Annotated in this window: 21 protein-coding genes; 10 read left to right on the top strand and 11 right to left on the bottom strand. The window is 72.3% G+C overall.

What is annotated here, in order from left to right:
* Positions 1 to 14: 14 nt before the first annotated feature.
* The 3 genes from rsmD to AC6EUL_RS02515 all read right to left on the bottom strand — a co-directional run bounded on the left by rsmD (position 15) and on the right by AC6EUL_RS02515 (position 3,789).
* On the bottom strand, positions 15 to 572 hold the full coding sequence (gene rsmD / locus AC6EUL_RS02525; protein WP_056272629.1) for a 16S rRNA (guanine(966)-N(2))-methyltransferase RsmD: 558 nt from the start codon (positions 570 to 572) through the stop codon (positions 15 to 17).
* Complete coding sequence (locus AC6EUL_RS02520; RefSeq protein WP_499868888.1) at positions 569 to 2,524, bottom strand: pseudouridine synthase; 1,956 nt, start codon at positions 2,522 to 2,524, stop codon at positions 569 to 571. The genes rsmD and AC6EUL_RS02520 overlap by 4 nt, the downstream gene beginning before the upstream one ends.
* A 1,061-nt stretch (positions 2,525 to 3,585) precedes the next feature.
* Positions 3,586 to 3,789 carry a CsbD family protein gene (locus AC6EUL_RS02515; protein ID WP_056211453.1) on the bottom strand — a complete coding sequence of 68 codons (204 nt, stop codon included), beginning with the start codon at positions 3,787 to 3,789 and terminating at the stop codon, positions 3,586 to 3,588.
* A 388-nt stretch (positions 3,790 to 4,177) separates the two neighbouring features.
* Between AC6EUL_RS02515 and AC6EUL_RS02510 the strand changes: the two genes are divergently transcribed.
* The gene (locus tag AC6EUL_RS02510; RefSeq protein WP_499868684.1) at positions 4,178 to 4,645 is read left to right on the top strand and encodes a nucleoside deaminase; all 468 of its coding nucleotides are present in this window, start codon (positions 4,178 to 4,180) and stop codon (positions 4,643 to 4,645) included.
* A 401-nt stretch (positions 4,646 to 5,046) separates the two neighbouring features.
* Here the strand turns inward: AC6EUL_RS02510 and AC6EUL_RS02505 are convergent, their stop codons facing one another.
* Entirely contained in the window at positions 5,047 to 6,537 is a 1,491-nt protein-coding gene (locus AC6EUL_RS02505; protein ID WP_056211171.1) for an MFS transporter, read from the bottom strand.
* Positions 6,538 to 6,668: 131 nt separating this feature from the next.
* Here AC6EUL_RS02505 and AC6EUL_RS02500 point away from each other — a divergent pair, with 131 nt between their 5' ends.
* Positions 6,669 to 6,917: a hypothetical protein gene (locus AC6EUL_RS02500; RefSeq protein ID WP_056211173.1), complete on the top strand. Its 249-nt coding sequence runs from the start codon at positions 6,669 to 6,671 to the stop codon at positions 6,915 to 6,917.
* Here AC6EUL_RS02500 and AC6EUL_RS02495 read toward each other — a convergent pair.
* From AC6EUL_RS02495 to AC6EUL_RS02470, 6 genes are all read right to left on the bottom strand, one after another.
* Positions 6,901 to 7,983: an ABC transporter permease gene (locus tag AC6EUL_RS02495; protein ID WP_499868682.1), complete on the bottom strand. Its 1,083-nt coding sequence runs from the start codon at positions 7,981 to 7,983 to the stop codon at positions 6,901 to 6,903. The two genes, AC6EUL_RS02500 and AC6EUL_RS02495, sit on opposite strands and share 17 nt — an antisense overlap.
* Positions 7,980 to 8,903 carry an ABC transporter permease gene (locus tag AC6EUL_RS02490; RefSeq protein ID WP_499868681.1) on the bottom strand — a complete coding sequence of 308 codons (924 nt, stop codon included), beginning with the start codon at positions 8,901 to 8,903 and terminating at the stop codon, positions 7,980 to 7,982. The genes AC6EUL_RS02495 and AC6EUL_RS02490 overlap by 4 nt, the downstream gene beginning before the upstream one ends.
* Positions 8,900 to 10,501 carry a peptide ABC transporter substrate-binding protein gene (locus AC6EUL_RS02485; RefSeq protein WP_499868679.1) on the bottom strand — a complete coding sequence of 534 codons (1,602 nt, stop codon included), beginning with the start codon at positions 10,499 to 10,501 and terminating at the stop codon, positions 8,900 to 8,902. Before AC6EUL_RS02485 ends, AC6EUL_RS02490 begins: the two co-directional genes overlap by 4 nt.
* 4 nt (positions 10,502 to 10,505) lie before the next feature.
* Entirely contained in the window at positions 10,506 to 10,940 is a 435-nt protein-coding gene (locus AC6EUL_RS02480) for a GlcG/HbpS family heme-binding protein (protein ID WP_055952868.1), read from the bottom strand.
* Positions 10,941 to 11,070: 130 nt separating this feature from the next.
* Complete coding sequence (locus tag AC6EUL_RS02475) at positions 11,071 to 12,054, bottom strand: alpha/beta fold hydrolase (protein WP_499868676.1); 984 nt, start codon at positions 12,052 to 12,054, stop codon at positions 11,071 to 11,073.
* Between the two features lie 644 nt (positions 12,055 to 12,698).
* A complete protein-coding gene (locus AC6EUL_RS02470; RefSeq protein ID WP_056354025.1) occupies positions 12,699 to 14,573 on the bottom strand; it encodes an ABC-F family ATP-binding cassette domain-containing protein in 1,875 nt (624 codons plus the stop codon).
* Between the two features lie 183 nt (positions 14,574 to 14,756).
* Between AC6EUL_RS02470 and AC6EUL_RS02465 the strand changes: the two genes are divergently transcribed.
* From AC6EUL_RS02465 to AC6EUL_RS02450, 4 genes are read left to right on the top strand one after another with little or no spacing between them, the layout of a single operon-like run.
* Entirely contained in the window at positions 14,757 to 15,449 is a 693-nt protein-coding gene (locus tag AC6EUL_RS02465) for a Crp/Fnr family transcriptional regulator (RefSeq protein ID WP_056180343.1), read from the top strand.
* Positions 15,450 to 15,465: 16 nt separating this feature from the next.
* A complete protein-coding gene (locus tag AC6EUL_RS02460) occupies positions 15,466 to 16,548 on the top strand; it encodes an ABC transporter ATP-binding protein (protein WP_499868674.1) in 1,083 nt (360 codons plus the stop codon).
* Between the two features lie 2 nt (positions 16,549 to 16,550).
* A complete protein-coding gene (locus tag AC6EUL_RS02455) occupies positions 16,551 to 17,438 on the top strand; it encodes an ABC transporter permease (RefSeq protein WP_056211188.1) in 888 nt (295 codons plus the stop codon).
* A complete protein-coding gene (locus AC6EUL_RS02450; RefSeq protein ID WP_499868672.1) occupies positions 17,435 to 18,208 on the top strand; it encodes an ABC transporter permease subunit in 774 nt (257 codons plus the stop codon). Before AC6EUL_RS02455 ends, AC6EUL_RS02450 begins: the two co-directional genes overlap by 4 nt.
* A 22-nt stretch (positions 18,209 to 18,230) precedes the next feature.
* On the opposite strand, the gene AC6EUL_RS02445 is transcribed toward AC6EUL_RS02450, so the two are convergent.
* The gene (locus tag AC6EUL_RS02445; RefSeq protein ID WP_499868670.1) at positions 18,231 to 20,084 is read right to left on the bottom strand and encodes an AsmA family protein; all 1,854 of its coding nucleotides are present in this window, start codon (positions 20,082 to 20,084) and stop codon (positions 18,231 to 18,233) included.
* Between the two features lie 369 nt (positions 20,085 to 20,453).
* Between AC6EUL_RS02445 and AC6EUL_RS02440 the strand changes: the two genes are divergently transcribed.
* From AC6EUL_RS02440 to AC6EUL_RS02425, 4 genes are all read left to right on the top strand, one after another.
* A complete protein-coding gene (locus AC6EUL_RS02440; RefSeq protein ID WP_056211200.1) occupies positions 20,454 to 21,182 on the top strand; it encodes a CoA transferase subunit A in 729 nt (242 codons plus the stop codon).
* A 23-nt stretch (positions 21,183 to 21,205) separates the two neighbouring features.
* The gene (locus AC6EUL_RS02435) at positions 21,206 to 21,865 is read left to right on the top strand and encodes a 3-oxoacid CoA-transferase subunit B (protein ID WP_056211202.1); all 660 of its coding nucleotides are present in this window, start codon (positions 21,206 to 21,208) and stop codon (positions 21,863 to 21,865) included.
* Positions 21,866 to 22,010: 145 nt separating this feature from the next.
* Positions 22,011 to 22,184, top strand: a complete 174-nt coding sequence (locus AC6EUL_RS02430) for a hypothetical protein (protein ID WP_499868667.1) — start codon at positions 22,011 to 22,013, stop codon at positions 22,182 to 22,184.
* 219 nt (positions 22,185 to 22,403) lie between these two features.
* Positions 22,404 to 22,691: a hypothetical protein gene (locus AC6EUL_RS02425; RefSeq protein ID WP_056354045.1), complete on the top strand. Its 288-nt coding sequence runs from the start codon at positions 22,404 to 22,406 to the stop codon at positions 22,689 to 22,691.
* Positions 22,692 to 22,796 lie beyond the last annotated feature (105 nt).

Here is a 22,796-nt window from a genome sequence, read left to right as displayed (position 1 = left end):
GTCGAGGTCGCGCGTCAGGCGGCGTAGCGCGCGTAGGCGAGGGCGGTGTCGCCGTAGACCCGGCGCTCCAGCTCGGTGAATCCGGGCGGCAGGGCGACGTGGACACTCGCGGATTCCTCGACGACCGCGAGGGCGCCGGGAGCGAGCCAGCCGCCGGTGGCCGCGCTGGCCAGGGCGGCCGGAGCGAGGTCGCGGTGGTAGGGCGGGTCGCAGAACACGAGGGAGAAGGTACCGCTGGTACCGGCCGGGCCGAGTCGGGTGGCGTCGCGCCGGAACAGGCGGGTCGCCCCTTCGGCGCCGAAGGATTCGATGTTCTCCCGAATCAGGGCGCGGGCCTCGGCGCCCTCGTCGACCAGGAGGGCGTAGGCCGCACCGCGCGACAGGGCTTCGAAGCTCAGCGCCCCGGTGCCGGCGAACAGGTCGAGGACCCGGGCCCCGGCGACGGCGTCGTCATAGGCGTGCGCGAGGACGTTAAAGAGCGCCTCGCGCAGGCGGTCCGAGGTCGGCCGGATCGCATCGGTCTTCGGCGTGGCGAGGCGGCGACCGCGGTGATCGCCGCCAACGATCCTCACCGGCCGCCACCGCGGGGCGGACGGGCGCCGCCGGGCTTGCCGCCACCGGAGCCGCCGCGGCTGAAACCGCCGGGCTTGCCACCGGGCTTGCTGAAACCGCCGGGTTTGCCACCGGCCTTGAAACCGCCGCCGGGCTTGCCGGCCCCCTTGAAGCCACCGCGCTCGCCGTCCGGGCGGGTGCCCTTGAAGCTGCCACGGTCGCCGTCCGGGCGGGTGCCCTTGAAGCTGCCACGGTCGCCGTCCGGGCGAGTGCCCTTGTAGCCACCGCGCTCGCCGTCCGGGCGGGTGCCCTTGAAGCCGCCACGGTCGCCGCCGGGGCGGTCGTTGCCACGGAAGCCGCTGGGCTTGTCGCCCCGGAAGCCGTCGCGGCGGTCGTCCCGGGCCGGCGCGCCGCGGGAGGCCGGACGGGCGCCACGGTCGTCGCCGCCCTCGGCGCGATTCGCGTTGCCGCGGAAGGGGCCGCGGGGGCGGTCCTCGCTCCCGCGCGGGGGACCACGGCGCTCGGCACCGTCCTGCGAGCGGAAGTTCCCGCGCGGACGGTCGTCGTCCCGGCGCGGCGGCCGGCCTTCGCCGCCGAAGCCGCGAGCGGGCCGGTCACCGGCGGGGCGAGCCTCCGAGGCACGGTCGTCGGCCTGCCGGAACGGACGGCCCTGGGCCTCGGCGCGGGGGAAGCGGCCCTCGCGGGGGGCGGCCTCGTCCCCGCGACGGCGCACGGCGCTGTCGCGGCGATGCGGCTCGGCGGCCGGTTCCTGCGGGCTCGACTTCAGGCGCTCCACGAGGACACGGCGCTCGCCGGTGCTGATGGCGCCGACGCGCTCGCGTCCCCGGGCGGCGGCCGTCTCGCGCTCGACCTTCGGGTCGGCTCCCCGGCGCGGGATCTTGACCCGCCGGGTCCCATCCTCAGTTTTGGCCTCGTCCTCGGCGCGCCAGACGGAGCGGCGCGGACCGGCGCTGTTGCCGCCGGTGGGCACGCGGGCGGGCTTGGCCGGCGCCATCGGGCGGCCGCCGCCGCGCGGCCCCTCGTCGTCGGTGCCCCGGGTGTCGCGGCGCTGGGCGGCCGAGGCGCTGCGGGCGGGCTGCTTGGCCTGCTGCTTCGGCGAGCCGAAGGGCGCGATCGGCTCGCGCACCGGGCTCTCGAAATCGACGCCGGCCTGTTCCGAGAGGGCCGGACCGAGCTGTTCCTTCAGCACCTTGGTGCGGATCTCCTCCGCCAGGCCCGCTTCGAGGTCGCCGAGCTGGAACGGCCCGAACGAGAGGCGGATCAGCCGGTTCACCGCGAGCCCGAGATGCTCGAGGATGCGCTTGACCTCGCGGTTCTTGCCCTCGCGCAGGCCGAGGGTGATCCAGAGGTTGTCGCCGGACGCCCGGTCGAGGGTCGCCTCCACCGGACCGTAATCCATGCCGTCGATGGTCACGCCCCGGCGCAGCTTGTCGAGCTCGGCCTGGGTGGTGTCGCCATGGGCGCGCACGCGGTAGCGCCGCAGCCAGCCGGTATCCGGATGGGCCACGACCTTGGCGAGGCCGCCATCGTTGGTGAGGAGCAGCAGCCCCTCGGTGTTGATGTCGAGGCGGCCGATGGCGACGACGCGGGGCAGGTCCTCGGGCAGGTTGTCGAAGACGGTCTGGCGGCCTTCCGGGTCGCGCGCCGTGGTCACGAGGCCGCGGGGCTTGTGGTAGATCCACAGGCGCGTGCGCTCGCGGGCCGGCAGCGGCTCGCCGTCGACGGTAATCCGGTCATCGGGGGTCACGTTCATCGCCGGCGAGGTCAGGACCCGCCCGTTGAGGGTGACGCGGCCCTGCTCGATCATCGCCTCGGCATCCCGGCGCGAGGCGATGCCCGCGCGGGCGATGGCCTTGGCGATGCGGTCGCCCTCGGGCGTGCCCTCGTCGCGGGCGGGACCGCCGGCCGCGGTCCCCGGCTGGGCGGCCTTCGCCACGGCGGTCGTTGCCATGGCGGTCTTGCGGCGTAGGGGCGCGTCGCCGCCGCGGGGCATGGCGGCGTGCCGGACCTTCGGCTTCTCCTCGGCCGAAGGGCCGGGAATGCCGGCATCGGTCGCCGGAGCCCAGGACCCGGCCGGGGCCTTCGACTCGGAAGAGGTCGTGGCGGCGGCCTGCGGCGCCGCCGCCGCGGGCGCGGGAGGCTCGGCGGCGACAGCCTCGCTCGGCGCGGCTTCGGGTGCCTTGGCCTTGGAGGGCTTGGCCGTCATGGGCTTGGCCGTCCTGGGCTTGGCCGTCCCGGGCTTGGCCGCGGACGGCTCTGCCACTGCGCTCGCGGCCTCGGGCGCGACGGTGGAGGCCTCCTTCGAGACGTCCTGGGACGCCTCGGCCTTGGCCGGCTTGGCTTTCGCGGCTTTCGGCTTCGCCGTGTCGACGGGTTCGGCGCCCGCCGCAGCCTTGGCCGACGCGGCATCGGCCGTCGCAGGCTTGCCCGTCTCAGCCTTCGGCTTGGCGGAGGCCGCCTTCGGGGCCTTGGACGTCACGGTCTCCGCCGCGAGCGTCTCCTCGGATGCGGCCGGCTTCGCGGACTTCGCTTTCGAAGGCGTCGCACCGGACGCCGGGGTGTCCGAAGCCGTCGCGGTCGCCGTCTTGCCAGGGCCGGCCTTGCCCGCACCCGTCTTGGCGGCGTCCGCCGTCTCAGGCTTGGCCTTCGCGGCCTTGGCCGCCTTGGCGGGCGGGCTCGCCGCCCCCTCGGCCGCCCCTGCGGCGGGCGCGGACGCGCGGGCATTCGCTGGCGCGGTCTGGGTGGAGGCCGCCACGGTCTTGCTCGACGGGTTTGCCGAAGCCTTGGGCTTCGAACGGGAGGTCTTGGCAGGCACGTCCTCAGACTTGCCCATCGTATCGTCAGTCTTGTCGGTCATGCCTGCCCCATAACAGAGCGGACGCATTGTTGCGAGTGATCCCGCGCGCAAGGGCCGCGGGTTCGGTGGATGCAATCCCCAAACATGCGAAAAGGCGGCTCGCGCCGCCTTTCCGAGATCATCGTCGCCGGATGCGAGACCCGGGGTCGAAAGACTTAGAGCTTGCTCTTGACCGCGTCGGCGGCGTTCTTGACGCCGTCCTTGGCATCGCCGACCGTCTTCTGGGTCTCGCCCTTCAGCTCCTGGGCCTTGCCCTCGGCCTTCAGCTTGTCGTTATCGGTCACGTTGCCGATGCCCTGCTTGACGTTGCCGACAGCCTCGTTGGCGAGACCCTTGATCTTGTCGGTGGTGCTGCTCATCGTGCGCTCCTCGTCTTCGGGTTGGCGGTCGGCGTCGTGTCGGCCGTGCCGCATTGCCCTTCCCAACGGCCACGCCCGTGCGATGTTCCGGGTTTTAACATCCTCGTGAAGCCATTCCACGAACGGCTTCGGCTTCTGCTCGGTGCGGCGGCTCCATCGGCGCGCCGCGCTTGAACAATCCGCGTGCGAAGACGGCGGCGATGTCCCGTGGCGGTGACGAAGCCGCCGTCGGGCCCGACCTGCCGTCGCAGGACCGCCAGCCGGGGGTCGCTGGGCTTTCGTGCCGGCGGTGTCGAGGGTTCCTCGGATGCAGCCCATTGCGAAGCAGCGTCGCGGTCGCCAAGGATCGGGCGCCAGGGATCGGGCGCCCGATCCGCAGGATTCCATCATGCCCGAGACCGATCCGTCCGCCACCGACCCCCTCAGCCACGCCTTCGCGGCGGCACGTCGGGCGGCGGTGGAGGGGGAGGTTCCGGTGGGTGCGGCGGTGGTGCGGGATGGGGTGGTCCTCGCCGTGGCGCACAATCGCCCGCGGGCCCTGCGCGATCCGACCGCCCATGCGGAGATCCTGGCGATCCGGGCCGCCTGCCAGGCCCTCGACGACGAACGCCTGAGCGGATGCGACCTCTACGTCACCCTGGAGCCCTGCGCGATGTGTGCGGCCGCGATCGCCTTCGCGCGGATCCGACGGCTGTACTTCTCGGCCGCGGACCCGAAGGGCGGTGCCGTGGAGAACGGGCCGCGCTTCTTCAACCAGCCGACCTGCCATCACAGTCCGGAAGTCTATGGCGGCTTCCGGGAAGCCGAGGCCGCCGGGTTGCTGCGGGATTTCTTCGCCGAACGCCGCCTGCCCTAAAGTTCAGCTGCCGCCCCCGCCGCCGGTGCTGGCGATCGGCGTCTGGGTCTACGCGGCGTTGCCGGACGCGCCGGACGCGTTTGAGGCACTTGGAGGCCCCAGTGGCTCCGGGGGCGACGGTGCCGATTGAACCCGGCCCCCGATTATCGATGCCGCCGGGCCAGACGATCCCTTCGCCGACGACGCCCGGAATCGTCAGGCGCGGCGGCCCGGGGGGCTCGATCTCGGCACGGGCATTGCCCGGCGCCAACGCCAGGGAGCCGCCGGCGAGGACCAGGGAAAGGGCGGTGGGGACGATCCGCATGGGGTCCTTCCCGAGATGGGCGTGACCCGGTCGGTGCCGGACCGACACGGATCAATCCCGGTGGTTTCGAGCCTTGCCGGGGCTCGATCGCCGAAGATCAGGCGGCCGCCAAAGGTTTCGAGACGTCTTCCAGGGATTTCCCCTCGGCCGCCGTGCCGAAGAGACCGCCCACGACCGCCGCCACGGCCATCAGGGTCGCGCCGATGAGGTAGCCGACCAGCACGTAGTCCCGCGAGCCGGTCTCCACCAGGGCGCCGAACAGGAGCGGCCCGGAGACGCCGCCGATGCCGGTGCCCAGCGCGTAGAACACCGCGATGGCCAGGGCCCGGATCTCCAGGGGGAAGGTCTCCGCGACGGTGAGGTAAGCCGCGCTGGCGGCGGCGGAGGCGAAGAAGAACACCACCATCCAGGCCGCCGTCTGGCCCACCGGGCCGAACACGTCGATCTTGAACAGGTAGCCGGTGATCGCCAGCAGGACCGCCGAGATGCCGTAGGTGAAGGCGATCATGGGACGGCGGCCGATGGTGTCGAACAGGCGCCCGAGGAGCACGGGACCCAGGAAGGAGCCCAGGGCGAACGGCAGCAGGTACCAACCGACATGGTCGCCCGGCACGTTGTAGAACCGCTGCAGCACCAGGGCGTAGGTGAAGAACAGGGCGTTGTAGAAGAAGGCCTGCGCCACCATCAGGGCGAGGCCGACGAACGTCTGCCGGCGGTGACCGACCAGCATGGTGCCGAACACCTCCTTGAGGGGGGTGTGGCTGCGGGTCCTGAGCTTCATGCGCTTGCCCTCGTCGATCGGCGGCAGGGTGTGGCCCTCGTCGGTGAAGCGCTTCTCGATGGCGGTGACCACGCGGTCGGCCTCGGCGACGTAGCCGTGGGTGGCGAGCCAGCGCGGGCTCTCGGGAATCCAGGTGCGCAGGAGGAGGATGACGAGGCCGATGCCGCCGCCGACGAAGAAGGCGATGCGCCAGCCCCAGGCCGGGTCGATCATGCCCGGGCGCAGCACCACGATGGAGAGGAACGAGCCCATCGCCGCGCCGATCCAGAACGAGCCGTTGATGACGAGGTCGGTCCAGCCGCGCACGCGAGCCGGCACGAGTTCCTGGATCGTCGAGTTGATGGCCGTGTATTCGCCACCGATGCCGGCGCCCGTGAGGAAGCGGAACAGGCAGAAGCTGTAGATATTCCAGGACAGGCCCGTGGCGGCGGTGGCGGCGAGGTAGAGCGCCAGGGTGATGAAGAAGAGCTTCTTGCGGCCGATGCGGTCGGTCAGCCAGCCGAAGCCCAGCGCGCCCGTGACGGCGCCGACGAGGTAGGAACTCGCCGCGAGGCCGATGTCGAACTCGGTGAAGCTCATGGGCTCGGCTCGCAGCGCCCCGACGAGGGAGCCCGCGAGGGTGACTTCGAGGCCGTCGAGCACCCAGGTGATGCCCAGCGCCACGATGACGAGGACGTGGAAGCGCCCCCAGGGCAGGCGGTCGAGCCGGGCGGAGATGTCGGTGTCGATCACGGTTCCCATCGGGACCCGCTCCGGCGTCGTCCCCGCGCTCGCGCTGCCCCGGTCCGCCACGGCCTTGGTTGCCATCGAATCCTCGTTAACCGTGCTGTACGACAGTTGTTGGCAATCCGGCGCGGTGCCCGGCGGTTCCGCCAAGCTTCACGCAAAGGTTAAGTCATCTCCGCTGAACTCGGCAGGCTCTCCCGGACGCCCTGCCGATGCCTGCCCGCGTGTCTTCCGCCCTGCTTCTCGCCCTCACCGCCCTCGGGGTCCCGCCCGCCGCCGCATCCGAAGCGGGACGCGGCGCGGCGGCGCGGCCCCTCGATCCGTGGCGACTGCGGCCGAGCGACGTCGTGCCGGCGGAGGCGGGCCCTGCGCGGGACGCCAAGGGCCGGCCGGTCTCGGAGATCCCGGAAGAGCGGCGCGTGGTCCGGGTGGTTTATCCCGGACTCACCAATCCGCGCTGAGACGCGGGTCGAGGGCCTCGGCGAGGCCGTCGCCCAGCACGTTCAGTGCCACCAGGGTGGCGACGAGGAACCCGGCCGGGGCGGCGAGCATCCAGGGGGCGGATTCGATGGCCCGTGCGCCCTCGGCGATCAGGGCGCCCCAGCTCGTGGACGGTTCCTGCACGCCGAGCCCGAGGAAGGAGAGGAAGCTCTCCAGCAGGATCACCTTGGGGACCAGCAGGGTCGCCGCCACGGTGACGGGCCCGAGGGTGTTGGGGACGATGTGCCGGCGCAGGATCGCGACCGCGGAGAGGCCGAGCGCCTCGGCGGCGCGCACGAAGTCGCGGTGGCGCAGCGACAGGGTCTGCGCCCGGGTGATCCGGGCCATGTCGAGCCATTCCACCGCGCCGATGGCGACGAGGATCAGCCCGAGCCCGGCCCGGAAGAACACCAGCAGCAGGATGACGAAGAACACGAAGGGCAGGGCGTAGAGCACGTCGACGCCGCGCATCATCACCGCGTCGACCCGGCCGCCGGCATAGCCCGCCACCGCCCCGTAGGTGACGCCGATGAGGAGCGCGACGCCGGTGGCGACGAGGCCGATGAGGAGCGAGATCCGGCCGGCGACGAGGCTGCGCGTAAGGAGGTCGCGCCCGAGCACGTCGGTGCCGAGGGGAAAAAAGAGCCGCCGCACCGGCGCCTCGACCACGAGGCGGCGCCCCTCGGCCTCCCGCGACAGGATGGTGGCGGGGCCGAACAGGTCCGAGCGGGGCAGGTAGCTCAGCACCCGCGCGTTGATCGGGTTCGGCGCCGACAGGGTGACGCGCAGGCGCCCGTCCGCGACCCGGATGTCCGCGGCCGTCACCCGCATGCGGAAGGCGAGGCGCTCCACCGCCGGCGCGATGGCCTCGGGGCGCGGATGGGCGCGCAGCGAGGGCGCGGTGCGCACGAGGTCGGGATAGATCCGGCCCGGATCGTGGCCGGTGAGCGGGGGACCGGCGAGGCAGGCGAGGGCGACCAGCGCCAGGACGGCGAGGGCCGCCAGGGCGCTCCCGTTGCGGGCGAGGCGCCCGAGGACGCGCCTCACCGGGCCGCCCGCAGGCGCGGGTCGAGAAGGCCGGACAGGAGATCGGCCACGAGGTTGAGGGCGATGACGAAGACGGCCACCAGCACGACGGTGCCCATCACCAGGGTGTAGTCGCGGTTGAGCGCGCCGTCGACGAAGTAGCGGCCGATGCCGGGCAGGCCGAAAATGGTCTCGACCACCACCGAGCCGGTGAGCAGCGAGGCCGCCGTCGGCCCGAGGATCGCCACCACCGGCAGCAGGGCGCCGCGCAGGGCGTGGCGGGCGATGCGGTGGGGCGGCAGGCCCATGGCGCGCTGGGTCCGGACCGGCTGCGCGGCCAGCACCTCCGCCAGGGCGGCGCGGGTGAGGCGGGCGAGCGCCCCGACCTGGGGTAGGGCCAGGGTGACCACCGGGAGCACGAGGTTGGCCGGCGCGCCGTTCTCCCAGCTGCCCACCGGCAGCCAGCGCAAGGTCAGGCCGAACACGATCTGCAGCAGGGGCGCCACCACGAAGGTCGGCACCGCGAGCGTCAGGCCGGCACCGAGGCCGACGAGGCGGTCGACGGCGCTGCCCCGGCGGAAGGCCGCCAGCGCGCCGAGGCCGATGCCGAGCACCAGGGCGAGCGCCAGGGCGAGGGCGCCCAGCGTCATCGAGACCGGCAGGCCGCGGGCGAACAGCTCGCCCACGGTGAGGTCGCGGAAGGAGAAGGAGGGCCCGAAATCGCCGGTGAGCAGGGCGCCGAGGTAGCGCCCGTACTGGACGATCAGCGGCTGGTCGAGGCCGTAGACCCGGGCGAGGTTGGCCATGGCGGCCGGGGGCAGGGGCCGCTCCAGGTCGAAGGGCCCGCCCGGGGCGAGGCGGATCAGGAAGAAGCTCGCGGTGACCACGGCGAGCAGGGTCGGGATCGCCTGGAGGAGGCGGCGCAGGACGAAGCCGATCACGCCGTCAGCCTCAGGAACCGGGTCGGCGCGGCGTTGCGCAGGTTCGGGTGGTAGCCGGCGAGGCGCGGCGCGATCAGGGCCTTCGAGCGGGTGTGCATCACCGGGATCCAGGGCAGTTCGGTGACCACGATCGTCTCGGCCGCGAAGAGGAGGTCGGCCCGTCGGGCGATGTCGCGCTCGGCCGCCGCCCGCCGCATCAGGGCGTCGTAGGCCGGGTTGCTGTAATGGCCGGGATTGAGGCCGTCATTGCCCGTCTCCAGCAGGAACAGGAAGTTCTGTGGGTCGGAATAGTCGGCGATCCAGGACATGCGGGCCACGTCGAAGTCGCCGCCGTCGCGCAGGTAGGCGAAGTGGGTCTTGGCGTCGGTGTAGACGAAGCGGGTCTCGATCCCGATGCCGCGCCACATGTCGGCGATGGCGAGCGCCGTGTTGCGGTTGTTGTCGCTGGTGTTGAAGCGATACTCGAGCCGCAGGGGCCGGCCTTCGCCGAAGCCGGCGGCCGCCAGCAGCGCCCGGGCCTCGTCCTCGCGATCGATCGGCAGGGCCTCGCGGCCTTCGGTCTCGGGCGGCCGGCGATAATGGTCGAGGCCGGGCGGGCAGAGGGAATAGGCCGGGTCCATGGTCCCGCCCCAGAGCTGGCTGGCCAGGAACTCGCGGTCGATGACGAGGGAGAGGGCGCGCCGGACCCGGACGTCGTCGAAGGGCGCCTTGCGGGTGTTCACCGCGAGCGCATAGAGGCCGAGTGAGGGGCCGAGCACCACTTCGGAGCCGAAGCGCGCCTTGAGCGAAGCGATCTGGTCGCCGGGCAGGTCGGCCAGCGAATCGATCTCGCCGGCCGCGTAGCGCCGGACCGCGCTCGACAGGTCCGGCGTTGGCAGGAAGGCCACCTGCGGGATCGCCACCGTGGCCGCCGCGTGGAAATGCGGGTTGCGCTCCAGGGTGATGCGGTCGTTCGGTACCACCTCCGCCAAGCGGTAGGGGCCGTTGGTCACGCTGTTGCCGGCCCGCGCGAAGGCGTCGCCGTGCCGGGCCAGGGAGGGCGGATGCACGGGCAGCGAGGTCTGGTGCGTCAGGAGTTCGAGCAGGTACGGCGTCGGCTGCTCCAGGGTCAGCACGAGGCGCCGCTCGTCCGGGGCGACGACCCCGAGGGCCTCGGGGGGCAATCCGCCCTGGTTCACCGCCCGGGCGTTCTTCAGGGGGAACAGGACCTCGGCGTATTTGGCCGCGGTGGCGGGGGCGAGGATGCGCCGGAGGGCGAAGACGAAATCCCCGGCTAAGACCGGATCGCCGTTCGACCAGCGCCCGTCGGCGCGCAGGGCGAAGTCGTAGGTAAGGCGATCATCGGACAGGGTCCAGGCGGTGGCCGCCCCGGGGATGATCGCGCCGTGATTGTCGTAGGTGAGCAGGCCCTCGTAGAGGTCGCGCAGGATATGCGCCTCGGCCACCGTCGAGGACTTGTGCGGGTCCAGGGTCTCGGGGTCCGCATCGTTGCCGCGCCGGTAGAGGTCCGCCGGCGCGGCCACAGCCCGGCCGAGGCCTCCGGCGGCCAGGAGCGCCGCGCCGCCGACGAGCCAGTGCCGCCGATGCGGGCGCGGCATCGGTTCAGGCGCCGGTCTGCGCGGTGAGCCCCGCCGCCTCGATGCCGGCCAGCGCGCAGAGCTCGTCGTTGTCGGAGGTGTCGCCCGAGATGCCGACGGCGCCGATCACGGCCTCGCCCCGGCGGATCAGGACGCCGCCCGGCACGGGCACCAGGGCGGCGGGGCCGACGAGGTGGCTGACGGCGGCGACGAAGTAGGCCTGCTCCTCGGCGCGCTTGTGGATCGCCCGGCCGCCGAGGCCGAGGGCAAGGCAGCCATTCGCCTTGCCCATCGCCACCTCGGCGCGGCGCAGGGAAGTCCCGTCCTCGGCGCCCATCGCCTTGAGGGCCCCGCGCGCGTCGTAGACGACCACGGCCAGGGGCTTCAGCTTGTGGGCGCGGGCGGTCTCCAGGGCGGTGGCGACGATGGTCTGCGCGGCGGCGAGGGTGAGGTCGGACATCGGGGCTCCGGATTTTTATCGAGGGGCGTGCCCCTCGACTAACCCGGCGCGGCGCGACCGACCAGGGGCTCAACCGCCCAAGCCGCGCCAGGCAGGATTCTCGGTGCGCTTGGCGCGCTAGGCAGAGCTCTCAGCGCGCGTGGCGCGCCAAGAAGGCGTCGTAGCGGGCGGTGACCGCGCCCAGGCGCTCGAAATGCGGGAAAGCGCCCGTCTCCAGCACGTCGAGGGTCCAGTTCGGATCGCCGCGGAAGCGGTCGGCGTATCGGTAGTCGACGAAATCGCCGCGGGTGCCATGGATCATCCAGACCGGCCGGTCGAGGCGGGGATAGATCCGGCCCGTCTCGGTGGCGAAGAGGTGCCCGGCCAGGAACGAGAAGGGCGCGAATTCGGCGCCGGGCTGGTGGGCCGAGATCTGGTCGTAATCCAGCAGGCCCTCGTCGATGCTGCGCGAGCCCCAGGTCTTCTCGAGAAAGAACCGCATGCTCGGGCGGCTGACGAGGAGGTCGAACAGCGCCTGGCCCCAGAGCGGATAGGCCGCCACCGCCCGGGCCGTGTCGCTGCCGGACGGATTGCGGCGCTCGTAGCGCTTGTCGAAACCGGTCGGGCTGATCAGCCCCAGGCTGCGGTAATCGTCGGGGCGCGCCAGGGCCGCCCGGGCCAGGAACTCGGCCGAGAGGGAAAGCGCCATCACGTCGATGGCGGCGCCCCCGTGCCGGTGGCGGATCTCGGCCACCATGGCGTGGATCGCCGCGGTCATCAGCTCCGGCGTGTAGACCCGGTCGCTGCGCTCGGAGAAGCCGAAGCCTGGCAGGTCGAGGGCGTAGACCGGACGCTGCTTCGCGTAGTGCAGATAGAGCGGGAGGACCTCGTAGGCGTTGGCCGCCGCGTTCACGGAATGGATCAGCAGGAGCGGCACGCCCTCGGCCGGCCCATCGGCGTAGAACGACAGCCCGCCCGCATCGCTGCCCAGGCATTCTTGCCGGCCGGGGAGGGCGGGCGGCATCCGGCGACGATGGTCGATGCCGAGGCGGCTATAGGCGATACAGGCCCCGGCGGCACCGAAAGGAAGCAGCGCCAGCAAGGGCCCGAGCCGGCGGCGGGGGGCATCAGGCATCGTCGGGGTCCCTCGGGTTGCGCCGTCGGAAACGCCCCGGCGGTTTGGATGTTTCCGAGCGGCCTTGCGGTCGGTGCTGGTCCTTTCACGATCAGGGCGCGTCTCGCTCGCCTTGGGGGGAGGAGGGGTGCGTCGTGCCTCTCCAGCAAACGACGCCCCAGGACAGGGCGCGTCCCTCTCCCCCTTGTGGGGAGAGGTTAGGAGTGGGGGTGGTTCCGCCAGACGTCGCCGGTCAAGGGTCGCCCAACCACCCCCGCCTCCAACTCCTCCCCACAAGGGGGAGGAGGGCTACGTCGTGCCTCTTTGCGCAGGCGACGCCCGAGGGCAGCGGAACGCGTTCCTCTCCCCCTTGTGGGGAAAGGTGAGGCGTGGGGGTGGCTCCGCCAGCCGCCGCCGGTCGAGGGAGGATGCGTGCGTGCCCCCATCACCGGAAAGGCAGCCGCGACCGCACCGTCCATTCCGGGGCGCCGCAGGCGAGCCCGGAATCCAGAACCGCCGACAGCGTGAAGTCTTACACGACCTGCGTGTCTGGATCCCGGGCTCCGCTGCGCGGCCCCGGGATGACGGGGTGCTGCGGGCTGATTTCCGAACACGGGGTCCTCTCCTGGAGTATCGCAGCACCGCGGGGAGCGGCTCGACCCCGCTCAGGCGGTCGCGCCCTCGATCTCGCCGCTGAGCTCCAGCCACTCCTCCTCGGCCGTCTCCAGGGCGGCGGCGGCGTCGGCGCGCATCTTGGCGAGTTCGCCGGCCTTGGCCGGGTTGGCCTGGAAGGCGGTGCCGTCGGCCAACGCCGCGTCGATCTTGGCCATGGCGTCGGTGAGCTTCTTCATGCGCGCCTCGACGCCCTCGAGCTTCTTGCGCAGGGGTGCGAGAGCGACGCGGCGGTCGGCATTGGAGCGCCGTTCCATCGCCTTGGCGCCGCCGGTGGAGTCCGCCGCGCCCTTCTCGGCCTCGCGCTCCGGCCCGGCGAGGACGTAGCGGCGGTAATCGTCCATGTCGCCGTCGAAGGCCTTCACGCTGCCGTTCGAGACGAGCCAGAGCCGGTCGGCGCAGGCCTCCACCAGGAAGCGGTCGTGGCTCACTAGGATGACGGCGCCCTCGTAGTCGTTGATCGCCTCCACCAGGGCCTGGCGGCTCTCGATGTCGAGGTGGTTCGTCGGCTCATCGAGGATCAGGAGGTGCGGGCCGCGGAAGGCCGCGAGCCCCATCAGCAGGCGCGCCTTCTCGCCGCCGGAGAGCTGGGAGACCGGCGTCTCCGACTTGGTGCCCGAGAAGCCCAGGCGGGCCGCCGCCGCGCGGGCCTTCGATTCGGGCACGTCCGGCATCAGGTCGCGGACATGGGCGTAGGCGCTCTCGGCCGGGCGCAGTTCGTCGAGCTGGTGCTGGGCGAAGTAGGCGACCTCCATCTTGGAGGAGCGGCGCAAGTCGCCGCTCAAGGGGGGCAGGCGCCCGCCGATGAGCTTGCAGAAGGTCGACTTGCCGTTGCCGTTGGCGCCGAGCAGCGCCACCCGGTCGTCGGGTGCGAGGCTCAAGTTCAGGCCCGTGAGCACGATCCGGTCCGGGTAGCCGGCCTGCACCCGCTCCATGGCGACGATGGGCGGGGAGAGCGGCCGCTCGGGGCTCGGCAGGCGGAAGGCCGGCACGTCGTCCTCGATCACTGAGGCGATGATCTCCATCTTGGCGAGGCGCTTGACGCGAGACTGGGCCTGCCGGGCCTTGGTGGCCTTGGCCTTGAAGCGGTCCACGAAGCTCTGGAGATGGGCCCGCTCCGCGTCCTGCTTCTGCTTCGCTTTGGCCTGGAGCACGCGCTTCTCAGCGACCTGCCGGGCGAAGCTCGTGTAGCCGCCCCGGTAGATGCTGAGCTTGCCCCGGTCGAGGTGCAGGATGTGATCGACGCACTCGTCGAGGAGGTCGCGGTCGTGGCTGATGATGACGGCCGTGCGGGGATAGCGCTCCAGGTAGTCGTAGAGCCAGATCGTGCCCTCGATGTCGAGGTAGTTGGTCGGCTCGTCGAGGAGCAGCAAGTCGGGCTCGGAGAACAGCACGGCGGCGAGCGCCACGCGCATGCGCCAGCCGCCGGAGAAGTCGGCGCAGGGGCGCCCCTGCGCCTCCGCATCGAAGCCGAGACCGTGGAGGATCGCCGCCGCGCGGGCCGGCGCCGAGTGCGCCTCGATGTCCACCAGCCGGGTCTCGATCTCGGCGCGGCGCAGGCCGTCGGCGTGCTCGGCCTCCGCCATCAGGCGGGCGCGCTCCGTGTCGGCGGCCAGCACCACGGCGTGCAGGGTCTCGGGGCCGGCGGGCGCCTCCTGGGCCACCGCGCCGATGCGCATGCCCTTGGGCATCGAGACCGTGCCGCCCTCGGTGGGCAGCTCGCCGAGGATCGCCTTGAACAGGGTGGTCTTGCCGGCGCCGTTGCGCCCGACGAGGCCGACGCGGGCGCGATCCGGGATGACGAAGGTGGCGCCGTCGAGGATCAGGCGCTCGCCGATGCGGTAGGTGAGGTCGTTGACGCGGAGCATGGCGCGCTTTTGCGGGGTCGGGGCCTCACTGGCAAGCGGCCGGGGCCGCGCGCCCCGCACCGGCCTGTGCGGTTGGCGCGGACCTCGCATCCACGCCTATCGGCAGGCGAGCAGTACGGGACAGCTTGACCCAGGAATTGCACGGCGTATCGATCAGGTTCGATCATCGAGGGGGCAGGACGCGTGACCACAGGACGGCTGACGACCATCCCGTTCTTCAAGGAGCCGGGAATCGAGCTGTCCGTCTACGAGACGCGCTGCCACTGGCGCCGCTTCGACGAGAACGAGGTTCTGGTCGATTACGACGACGTCTCCACCGACGTCTATTTCCTGGCCTCCGGCGAAGTGCGCATCCTCAACCGCTCGCAATCGGGCAAGGAAGTGATTCTCGGCGAGATGCGCGGCGGCGCCTTCTTCGGCGAGCTGGCCGCGCTGGACGGCATCGGCCGCTCGGCCAACGTCACGGCCCTGACCCGCGGCGAGGTCTGCGTGGTGCCCGCCCCCGTGTTCCGGCAGATCATCTTCGCCTCCGAGGCGATCGCCGACCGGCTGTTCCGCCTGTTGGCCAAGCGCGTGCGCGAGCTGAACACCCGCCTGATGGAGCATGCGCTCCTCGACCTGCGCCACCGGCTCTATGCCGAGCTGCTGCGCCTGTCGGTGCCCCGCGCCGGCGGCGACGGCGAGCGGGTGGTCACGCCGCCGCCCTACCACCATGTGCTCGCCGCCCGCATCGGCTGCCGCCGCGAGCAGGTGACGCGGGAATTCACCGTGATGGCGGCCGACGGCCTGATCGACCGGACTCGCGGCGCCCTGGTGATCCGCCGGCCCGACCTCCTGGAGGCCCGCGTCGCCGAAGCGCTGCGCGAGGATGGCTAAGGGTCCGGCACCCGCGATGGCGTCGACGCGCACGCCCGGTCCCGCCGGCCTGCTGACCTGTGCCGGCCTCGGCAAGCGCTTCGGCGCGCACGCGGCGGTGGCCGACCTCGACCTCACCCTGCAGCCCGGCGAGTTCGTCTGCCTGCTCGGTCCCTCCGGTTGCGGCAAGAGCACGCTTTTGCGCCTCATCGCCGGCTTCGAGAGCCCGACCTCGGGCACGATCCGCCTCGGGGACACCGACATCACGGCCGACCCGCCGCATCGCCGGCCGGTCAACATGATGTTTCAGTCCTACGCCCTGTTCCCGCACATGAGCGTGGCCGCCAACATCGCCTATGGCCTCACCGGCCTCGGGCGCGCGGCCCGCGCGGCGCGGGTGGACGAGCTCCTGCGCCTCGTGCGTCTCGACGGGTTCGGCCCGCGCAGGCCCGACACCCTGTCCGGCGGGCAGCGGCAACGGGTGGCGCTGGCCCGCGCCCTGGCGCGCGCGCCGAAGGTGCTGCTCCTCGACGAGCCGCTGGGCGCCCTCGACCGCGCCCTGCGGGAGGAGACGCAAGGGGAGCTGCGCGCCCTGCAGCGGCGCCTCGGCACGAGCTTCCTCGTGGTCACCCACGATCCCGGCGAGGCCCTGGCGCTGGCCGACCGCATCGGCGTGATGGAGGGCGGCCGCCTCGTGCAGATCGGTGACGGGGCGAGCCTGTACGAGCGCCCGGCCAACCGCTTCGTCGCCGGGCTCCTGGGCGACGTGAACCTGATCCCGGGCCGGGTGCTGGACCGCGACCCCGGCGGCCTGTCCACCCTCGACACCGCGCTCGGGCCAATGCGCGCCCGCGGCGCAGCCGACGGGGAAGGCGTCATCGCCCTGCGGCCCGAACGGATCGCGCTGGCCCGCACCCCGTCCGGGGACGGACGGGCCCTGCCCGGGCAGGTGGTCGAGACGACCTATCTCGGCGACCGCATCCGGCTCCGGGTCCGCATGGCCGACGGATCGCTCTGGCGGGTGAGCGCGCCCACGGGCGCCGACGCGCCCGGCGTGGGAGAGACCGTCCACCTGTCCTATCCGCCCGAGCGGGCCTGGCTGATGCCGGCGGCGGGGTGAGCATGAAGCGCTGGCTCCCGGTCCTGCCCGCCCTGTGGCTCGCCGCCTTCGTGCTGCTGCCGGTGATCCTGACCCTGAAGATCAGCCTCTCGACGCCGGCCACCGCGCAGCCGCCCTACCTGCCGGTGCTCGACTGGAGCGCGGGGTTCGAGGGTTGGGGCAGCTTCCTCGAGGCCCTCGACTTCGCCAACTTCGAAACGCTGGCGGGCGACGCCCTCTACCGCGACGCCGCCCTGTCCTCCGTGACGCTCGCGGCCGTCGCCACCGCGATTCTCGCCCTGATCGGCACCCCGATCGCCCACGCCATGGCCCGCGCCCCGGAGCGCCGTCAGCCGCTCCTCGTGGCGCTCCTCATCGTGCCGTTCTGGACGAGCTTCCTCATCCGCATCTATGCCTGGATCGCGATCTTGAAGCCCGAGGGGCTGCTCAACGCCGGCCTGATGCGGCTCGGGCTGATCGCGCAGCCCCTGGAGATCCTGAACACCCAAGGGGCGGTGCTGATCGGGCTCACCTACGCCTACCTGCCCTTCATGGTGCTGCCGCTCTACGCCGTGCTGGCCAAGCGCGACCCACGCCTGGCCGAGGCCGCGGCCGATCTCGGCGCCGGGCCCGCGCGGGTGTTCTGGACCGTGACCCTACCGCTGGCCCGCCCCGGGCTGGTGGCCGGGGCGCTGCTCTGCTTCGTGCCGATGGTGGGCGAGTTCATCATCCCGGACCTGCTCGGCGGCTCGGACACCCTGATGCTCGGGCGGGTGCTGTGGAGCGAGTTCTTCTCCAACCGCGACTGGCCGCTCGCCTCCGCGGTGGCGATCCTGGTCCTCGTCCTGGTGGTCGGCCCGCTGATCCTGTTCCGCGAGGACGGGGCGACCGCGCGGGAGGCCGGCCGGTGAGGGCCCTCGACCGCATCGCCCTCACGTTCGGGCTCGGCTTCCTCTACGCGCCGATCCTGATCCTGGTGATCTACTCGTTCAACGCTTCGGCCCTGGTCACGGTCTGGGGCGGGTTCTCGACCCGTTGGTACGGCGTGCTCGCCGCCGACGCCCCCTTGCGCGCGGCGGCCGGCGTCTCCCTCGCGGTGGCGCTGGCCTCGGCCGCCCTCGCCACGGTGTTCGGGACCCTGGCGGCCCTGGCCCTCGACCGGGGCGGGCGCTTCGCCGGCCGGCGGGTCTTCACCGGGCTGATCTACGCGCCGCTGGTCATGCCCGAGGTGATCACCGGGCTGTCGCTGCTGTTGCTCTTCGTCGGCCTCGGCCTCGATCGCGGCCTCCTCACCCTGGTCGTCGCGCACGCGACCCTCGGCCTCGGCTTCGTGGCGGTGATCGTCGGGGCGCGCCTGCGCGGTCTCGACGGCGCGCTGGAGGAGGCGGCGGCCGATCTCGGCGCGGCGCCGGGCCGGGTCTTCGCCACCGTCACCCTGCCGCTGATCGCGCCCTCCCTGGCGGCGGGCTTCCTCCTCGCCTTCACCCTGTCCCTCGACGACCTCGTCATCGCGAGCTTCGTCTCGGGGCCGGGGGCGACGACCCTGCCGATGCGGCTCTACAGCCAGGTCCGGCTCGGGGTGAACCCGGAGATCAACGCGGCCTCGACGCTTCTCGTCGGCGCCGTCACCGCCCTCGTGCTCACCGCCTCGTGGCTGACCGGGCGCAAGGGTGTAGCCTGAAACGCCGAGGGCCGGCCTTCCGCTACGGGGCGTAGGCGCGGGCGCCGGCCGGGAGGGCCAGCCCGACGGCCGGCATCCGCAGGGACTTTGACGGCGCCACCGCGCCGCCGCGCAGGTCCGGCGTGGCGTCCAGGGCGAGGCTGCGCACGTCGAGGTTGCCGAAGGGACCCGCGATCTGGACGCGCATCGGCGGCCGCTTCTCCGACGCCGTCCCCCGTGCGGAGATCTCCGCGAGGGTGTCGCAGCGCCGGTCCGGCAGCGAGACGGTGCCGCGCAGGGAGGCAGCCAGGACGTTGGCCTCCATCGTGCCCTCGGTGATCTCGCCGATTCCGTCGCGGAAGCGCAGGCTCAGGGTCGCACGCTCGAACGCCGTGCGGCCGACGCGCCGGGCCGGCATCCGATTGCGCTGGGCCGCCTCGTTCAGGTCGAGCCCGATCACGGTGCCGGCGTCGACCGAGAGGGCGGCATGACCGTCGAGATGCTGCAGCAGCGCGTGCAGGTCGGCCCCCGAGCCCTCGGCCTGGAACTGGCCCTGCGCCGTGCCGAGGATCCAGTTCTCCGGGCGCAGCGCGCCGGGGACGACCGCCAGGTCGAGCCGGTCGAAGGCACCCTGCACCTTGGCGTCGGTCACGGCCGCGTCCTTGAGCGAGGTGGCGAGGGCGAGGCGGCCCTTGAGGGTTCCGCCCCCCAGGGCGGCGCGGCTCAGGGACGCCTCGATATTCCCGTCCCGGACCAGGACGCTGGCGGCCAGGTCCTCGGCGAGGATCGGACCGAACCGGGCCGCGCCCGCCGAGATTCGCAGGTCGAGGTCGCCGCCGGTATAGGGCGCGAGGGCGAGGGCGCGCAGGCGCCAGTCGGGGGCGCCGACGGCTCTCAGCAGATCCGCCAGCAGGGGCGCGAGGTTCAGCGTCTCGGCCGCCAGGGTCGCCTGCACGGCCGGACGGCCCCGTCCGAAGGAGACGGCACCGGCCCCCTCCAGGCGATTGTCGCCGAAGGAGACCCGGACGTTGGGCAGCAGGAGCTGACGCCCCGTCATCTCGAAATTGCCGGTCATCCCGAACGCCCTGACGAACGGCGAGAGGGCGACGTCGCCACCGGCCCAGGCGAGGGTCTCCGGCAGGGACCGCGTCTCGAACTGGCCGAGCCCGGTCAGTGTCAGGCCCTCGGCCCGGACGACGCCGCTGCCCTCGGCCGTGAGGGTCCCGGCGGCCCAGCTCGCCGTGAGGGCGTAGGGCGTGGCGCCGCCGTCGAGGAGGTCGATCACCCGCAGGCCCGAGACGGAGAACCGCGTCGGCATGGCGCTCCACTGGAAGCTGCCGAAGATCTCGGCCTGGGCGCTCCAGAGCGGCCAGGACAGGGTCAGGTCGAGGTCGCGGGCGGTCTGGGGAGAGCCGTCCCGGGGATCGAGGCCCTTGGCGACGGCACGCGACAGGCTGATGCGGCGCGGATGCGCGGCGCCGTCCACCGCGAGGCGCGCGCCGAGAAGCCGAACGGGCTCGGCCCAGCGGGCGTCGTCCGGCCCCGAGGGCAGGTAGACCGTCGCGCCGTCGAGCCCCAGGGTGTTCACCTCGAGGCGCCCCGTCAGCAGGGCCAGCAGGCTCAGCTGGAGGGAGAGGGCGCCGCCCTCCGCCAGGACGGGACCGTCGACGCCGCCCGCGGCCAGGCGGACATCGCGAAACCCCAGGCGCGGCAGCGGCAGCAGGGTGACCTCGGTCGGCCCCCGCGCGGTCATGGCGAGCCCGTAGACCCGCGCGAAGTCCCGTGCCACGAAGGCCCGCAGGCGCGGCGTCGCGACCGACCAGGGCAGGCAGGCGGCCGAGAGGGCGACGACGAACGCCGCGAGGCACATCAGGGACAGGAGGCGGCGCAGGGGCATTCCCCTCCATCCGGTGTGTGGGACGCGCGGCGGACCGCGTGATCGACGAGGGGATGGGCGTGTCCGGCCCCGGCAGCCGCGACGCGCGGAAGACCCGGCGACCCTCTCCTGATAGTCCTCGGCGCCCGGCTTGTCTCCCCGGGCGGGGGCGACGCCCCGGTGCCATCCACCACGCAGCGCGCCGGAACGGTCCCGCCGTCCCGAGCGCCCCCGGGCCACGCCGTCCGGTCGGACCCGCGCTCAGACCCGGTCCGGGCGGTGCCGCGCAGTGCAAAATGTAACGGCCGCACCGCGACAAGGGGTTGGCAGGACGCCGCTTTCGCGTGACGGTCGCGCCGACGAAGAACAGAACCACACAGGAGGGCATCCATGAAGAAGGTTTATCCCGACGCCACGGCGGCGCTGGCCGGCGTGCTGAAGGACGGCATGATGATCATGTGCGGCGGCTTCGGCCTCTGCGGGATTCCCGACGCCCTGATCGATGCGATCCGCGCGTCCGGGGTGAAGAACCTGACCGTGGTCTCCAACAATGCCGGCATCGACGGCGTCGGCCTCGGCAAGCTCCTGGAAACCCGCCAGGTCGCCAAGATGATCTCGTCCTATGTGGGCGAGAACAAGGAATTCGCCCGCCAGTACCTCGGCGGCGAGCTCGCCATCGAGTTCAACCCCCAGGGCACGCTGGCCGAGCGCATCCGCGCCGGCGGCGCCGGCATCCCGGCCTTCTATACCAAGACCGGCGTCGGTACCCTGATCGCCGAGGGCAAGGACGTGCGCGAATTCGACGGCGAGGACTACGTGATGGAGCGCGGCCTGTTCGCGGACCTCGCCATCGTCCACGCCTGGAAGGGCGACACCGAGGGCAACCTGATCTACCGGAAGACGGCGCGGAACTTCAATCCGATGATGGCCACCGCCGCCACGATCACCGTGGCCCAGGTGGAGCATCTGGTGCAGCCCGGCGAGATCGATCCCGACACCATCATCACCCCCGGCATCTTCGTGAAGCGCCTCGTCCACGTGCCGGAGCGCGAGAAGCGCATCGAGCAGCGCACCACCCGCAAGCGCGGCGAGCCCGCCGTGCCGCCCGCCGCCGTCTGAGAGCCGACAAGGAGACCACGATCATGGCCTGGACCCGCGAACAGATGGCCGAGCGCGCCGCACGAGAGCTGCAGGACGGCTACTACGTGAACCTCGGCATCGGCATCCCAACCCTCGTGTCGAACTACATCCCGGACGGGATGTCGGTGCAGCTGCAATCCGAGAACGGCATGCTCGGCATGGGCCCCTTCCCCTACGAGGGCGAGGAGGATGCCGACCTGATCAATGCCGGCAAGCAGACGATCACCGCGCTGCCCACCACCAGCTACTTCTCCTCGGCCGAATCCTTCGGGATGATCCGGGGCGGCCACATCAACCTGTCGATCCTCGGCGCGATGCAGGTGGCCGAGAACGGCGACCTCGCCAACTGGATGATCCCGGGCAAGATGGTGAAGGGCATGGGCGGCGCCATGGACCTCGTGGCCGGCGTCAAGAAGGTGGTGGTGGTGATGGAGCACACCGCCAAGGGCAAGGACGGCTCGGAGAGCCCCAAGCTGCTGGACGCCTGCGACCTGCCGCTCACCGGCACCCACGTGGTCGACATGGTCATCACCGACCTCGGCGTCTTCGCCATCGACAAGAAGGGCGACGGGGGCATGACGCTGGTCGAACTCGCCGACGGCGTTACCGAGGACGAGGTCCGCGCCAAGACCACGGCCCGCTTCACCACCAAGCTCGCCTGAGCGGCGTGGTCCCGGGCGGAGCCGCTCCGCCCGGGCGACGGAAACCCGCCCGGCGCCGGCCGCGGCGGGTTTTTGCGGGCCCGAGGGTCCCCGCGCGCCGGCGGCGCCCTACCGTAAGGCACAGGTCCAAACGGGAGCGCACGACATGGCAGTGGTATCCAAGATGGTGATGGACGAGGGCAGGGCGGCCAAGCAGGCTGGCCAGCCGGACTCCGTCAATCCCTATCCGGCCGGCTCGCAGAACAGCGCCGACTGGCTCGAGGGCTACACCTACGACGAGGCCGAGCAGAACACCGACCGGGCCGAGAGTGACACCTGAGGACCGCGCGGGAGCCGGCGCCGCCGGCTCCCGCTTCGCCGGGGTCGAGTGGGTCACCGCCGAATGTGCCCGCGACCGGGCACGACGATCGGAATCGTTCGCGCCACACCGGACCACGGGATCGGTGCCGGGCGGGCCAAGCCTGGATAAAGAATTTGAACAATTGATTGCGGGCCTGCGTTGGTCGATCAGCTAACGAAAACTGGGAGATACCGCAGCATGTCTATCAAGACCCTTGCCTTTGCCGGCTCGATCGCCCTGGCCCTGACGGGGACCGCCTTCGCGCAGACCGCGACGGGCACCGAGGGCAACATGAACAATCCGGGCAGCGTGAAGAGCAACAGCGAGAAGTCGATGGAGCGGATGGGCGCCCCCGCCACCACGGGTTCGACCATGGCCCCGGCTGGCACCTCCGGCGGGCCCAGCACCGCGACCGTCGGCGCGCCCGGCGGCAGCACCGGCGGCAACGGCGAGACCGGCAGCGGCGCGGCCCCCAGCGGCAAGTAAGCCCGCAAGTAAGCCCGCAAGTAAGCCCGTGAGCAGGCCCCATCGGGGTCCGTCGAACGGCCTGAGTGCGTTCCGAGCCCCGCAGCCCCACTGCGGGGCTTTTTG

Source organism: Methylobacterium sp. 001424705 (assembly GCF_059816145.1).
The sequence above is the reverse complement of the archived record's forward strand: the minus strand, read 5'-3'. Positions and strand labels throughout refer to the sequence as shown.

What these genes read in the sequence shown, in the direction of transcription:
- AC6EUL_RS02425 (WP_056354045.1), top strand. Translation starts at nt 22,404, where the DNA reads ATGTCTATCAAGACCCTTGCCTTTGCCGGCTCGATCGCCCTGGCCCTG.
- AC6EUL_RS02480 (WP_055952868.1), bottom strand. Translation starts at nt 10,940, where the DNA reads ATGTCCGACCTCACCCTCGCCGCCGCGCAGACCATCGTCGCCACCGCC.
- AC6EUL_RS02520 (WP_499868888.1), bottom strand. Translation starts at nt 2,524, where the DNA reads ATGGCAACGACCGCCGTGGCGAAGGCCGCCCAGCCGGGGACCGCGGCC.
- AC6EUL_RS02435 (WP_056211202.1), top strand. Translation starts at nt 21,206, where the DNA reads ATGGCCTGGACCCGCGAACAGATGGCCGAGCGCGCCGCACGAGAGCTG.
- AC6EUL_RS02445 (WP_499868670.1), bottom strand. Translation starts at nt 20,084, where the DNA reads ATGCCCCTGCGCCGCCTCCTGTCCCTGATGTGCCTCGCGGCGTTCGTC.
- AC6EUL_RS02470 (WP_056354025.1), bottom strand. Translation starts at nt 14,573, where the DNA reads ATGCTCCGCGTCAACGACCTCACCTACCGCATCGGCGAGCGCCTGATC.
- AC6EUL_RS02510 (WP_499868684.1), top strand. Translation starts at nt 4,178, where the DNA reads ATGCCCGAGACCGATCCGTCCGCCACCGACCCCCTCAGCCACGCCTTC.
- AC6EUL_RS02500 (WP_056211173.1), top strand. Translation starts at nt 6,669, where the DNA reads ATGCCTGCCCGCGTGTCTTCCGCCCTGCTTCTCGCCCTCACCGCCCTC.
- AC6EUL_RS02460 (WP_499868674.1), top strand. Translation starts at nt 15,466, where the DNA reads ATGGCGTCGACGCGCACGCCCGGTCCCGCCGGCCTGCTGACCTGTGCC.
- AC6EUL_RS02440 (WP_056211200.1), top strand. Translation starts at nt 20,454, where the DNA reads ATGAAGAAGGTTTATCCCGACGCCACGGCGGCGCTGGCCGGCGTGCTG.
- AC6EUL_RS02455 (WP_056211188.1), top strand. Translation starts at nt 16,551, where the DNA reads ATGAAGCGCTGGCTCCCGGTCCTGCCCGCCCTGTGGCTCGCCGCCTTC.
- AC6EUL_RS02485 (WP_499868679.1), bottom strand. Translation starts at nt 10,501, where the DNA reads ATGCCGCGCCCGCATCGGCGGCACTGGCTCGTCGGCGGCGCGGCGCTC.
- AC6EUL_RS02505 (WP_056211171.1), bottom strand. Translation starts at nt 6,537, where the DNA reads ATGGCAACCAAGGCCGTGGCGGACCGGGGCAGCGCGAGCGCGGGGACG.
- AC6EUL_RS02475 (WP_499868676.1), bottom strand. Translation starts at nt 12,054, where the DNA reads ATGCCTGATGCCCCCCGCCGCCGGCTCGGGCCCTTGCTGGCGCTGCTT.
- AC6EUL_RS02515 (WP_056211453.1), bottom strand. Translation starts at nt 3,789, where the DNA reads ATGAGCAGCACCACCGACAAGATCAAGGGTCTCGCCAACGAGGCTGTC.
- AC6EUL_RS02430 (WP_499868667.1), top strand. Translation starts at nt 22,011, where the DNA reads ATGGCAGTGGTATCCAAGATGGTGATGGACGAGGGCAGGGCGGCCAAG.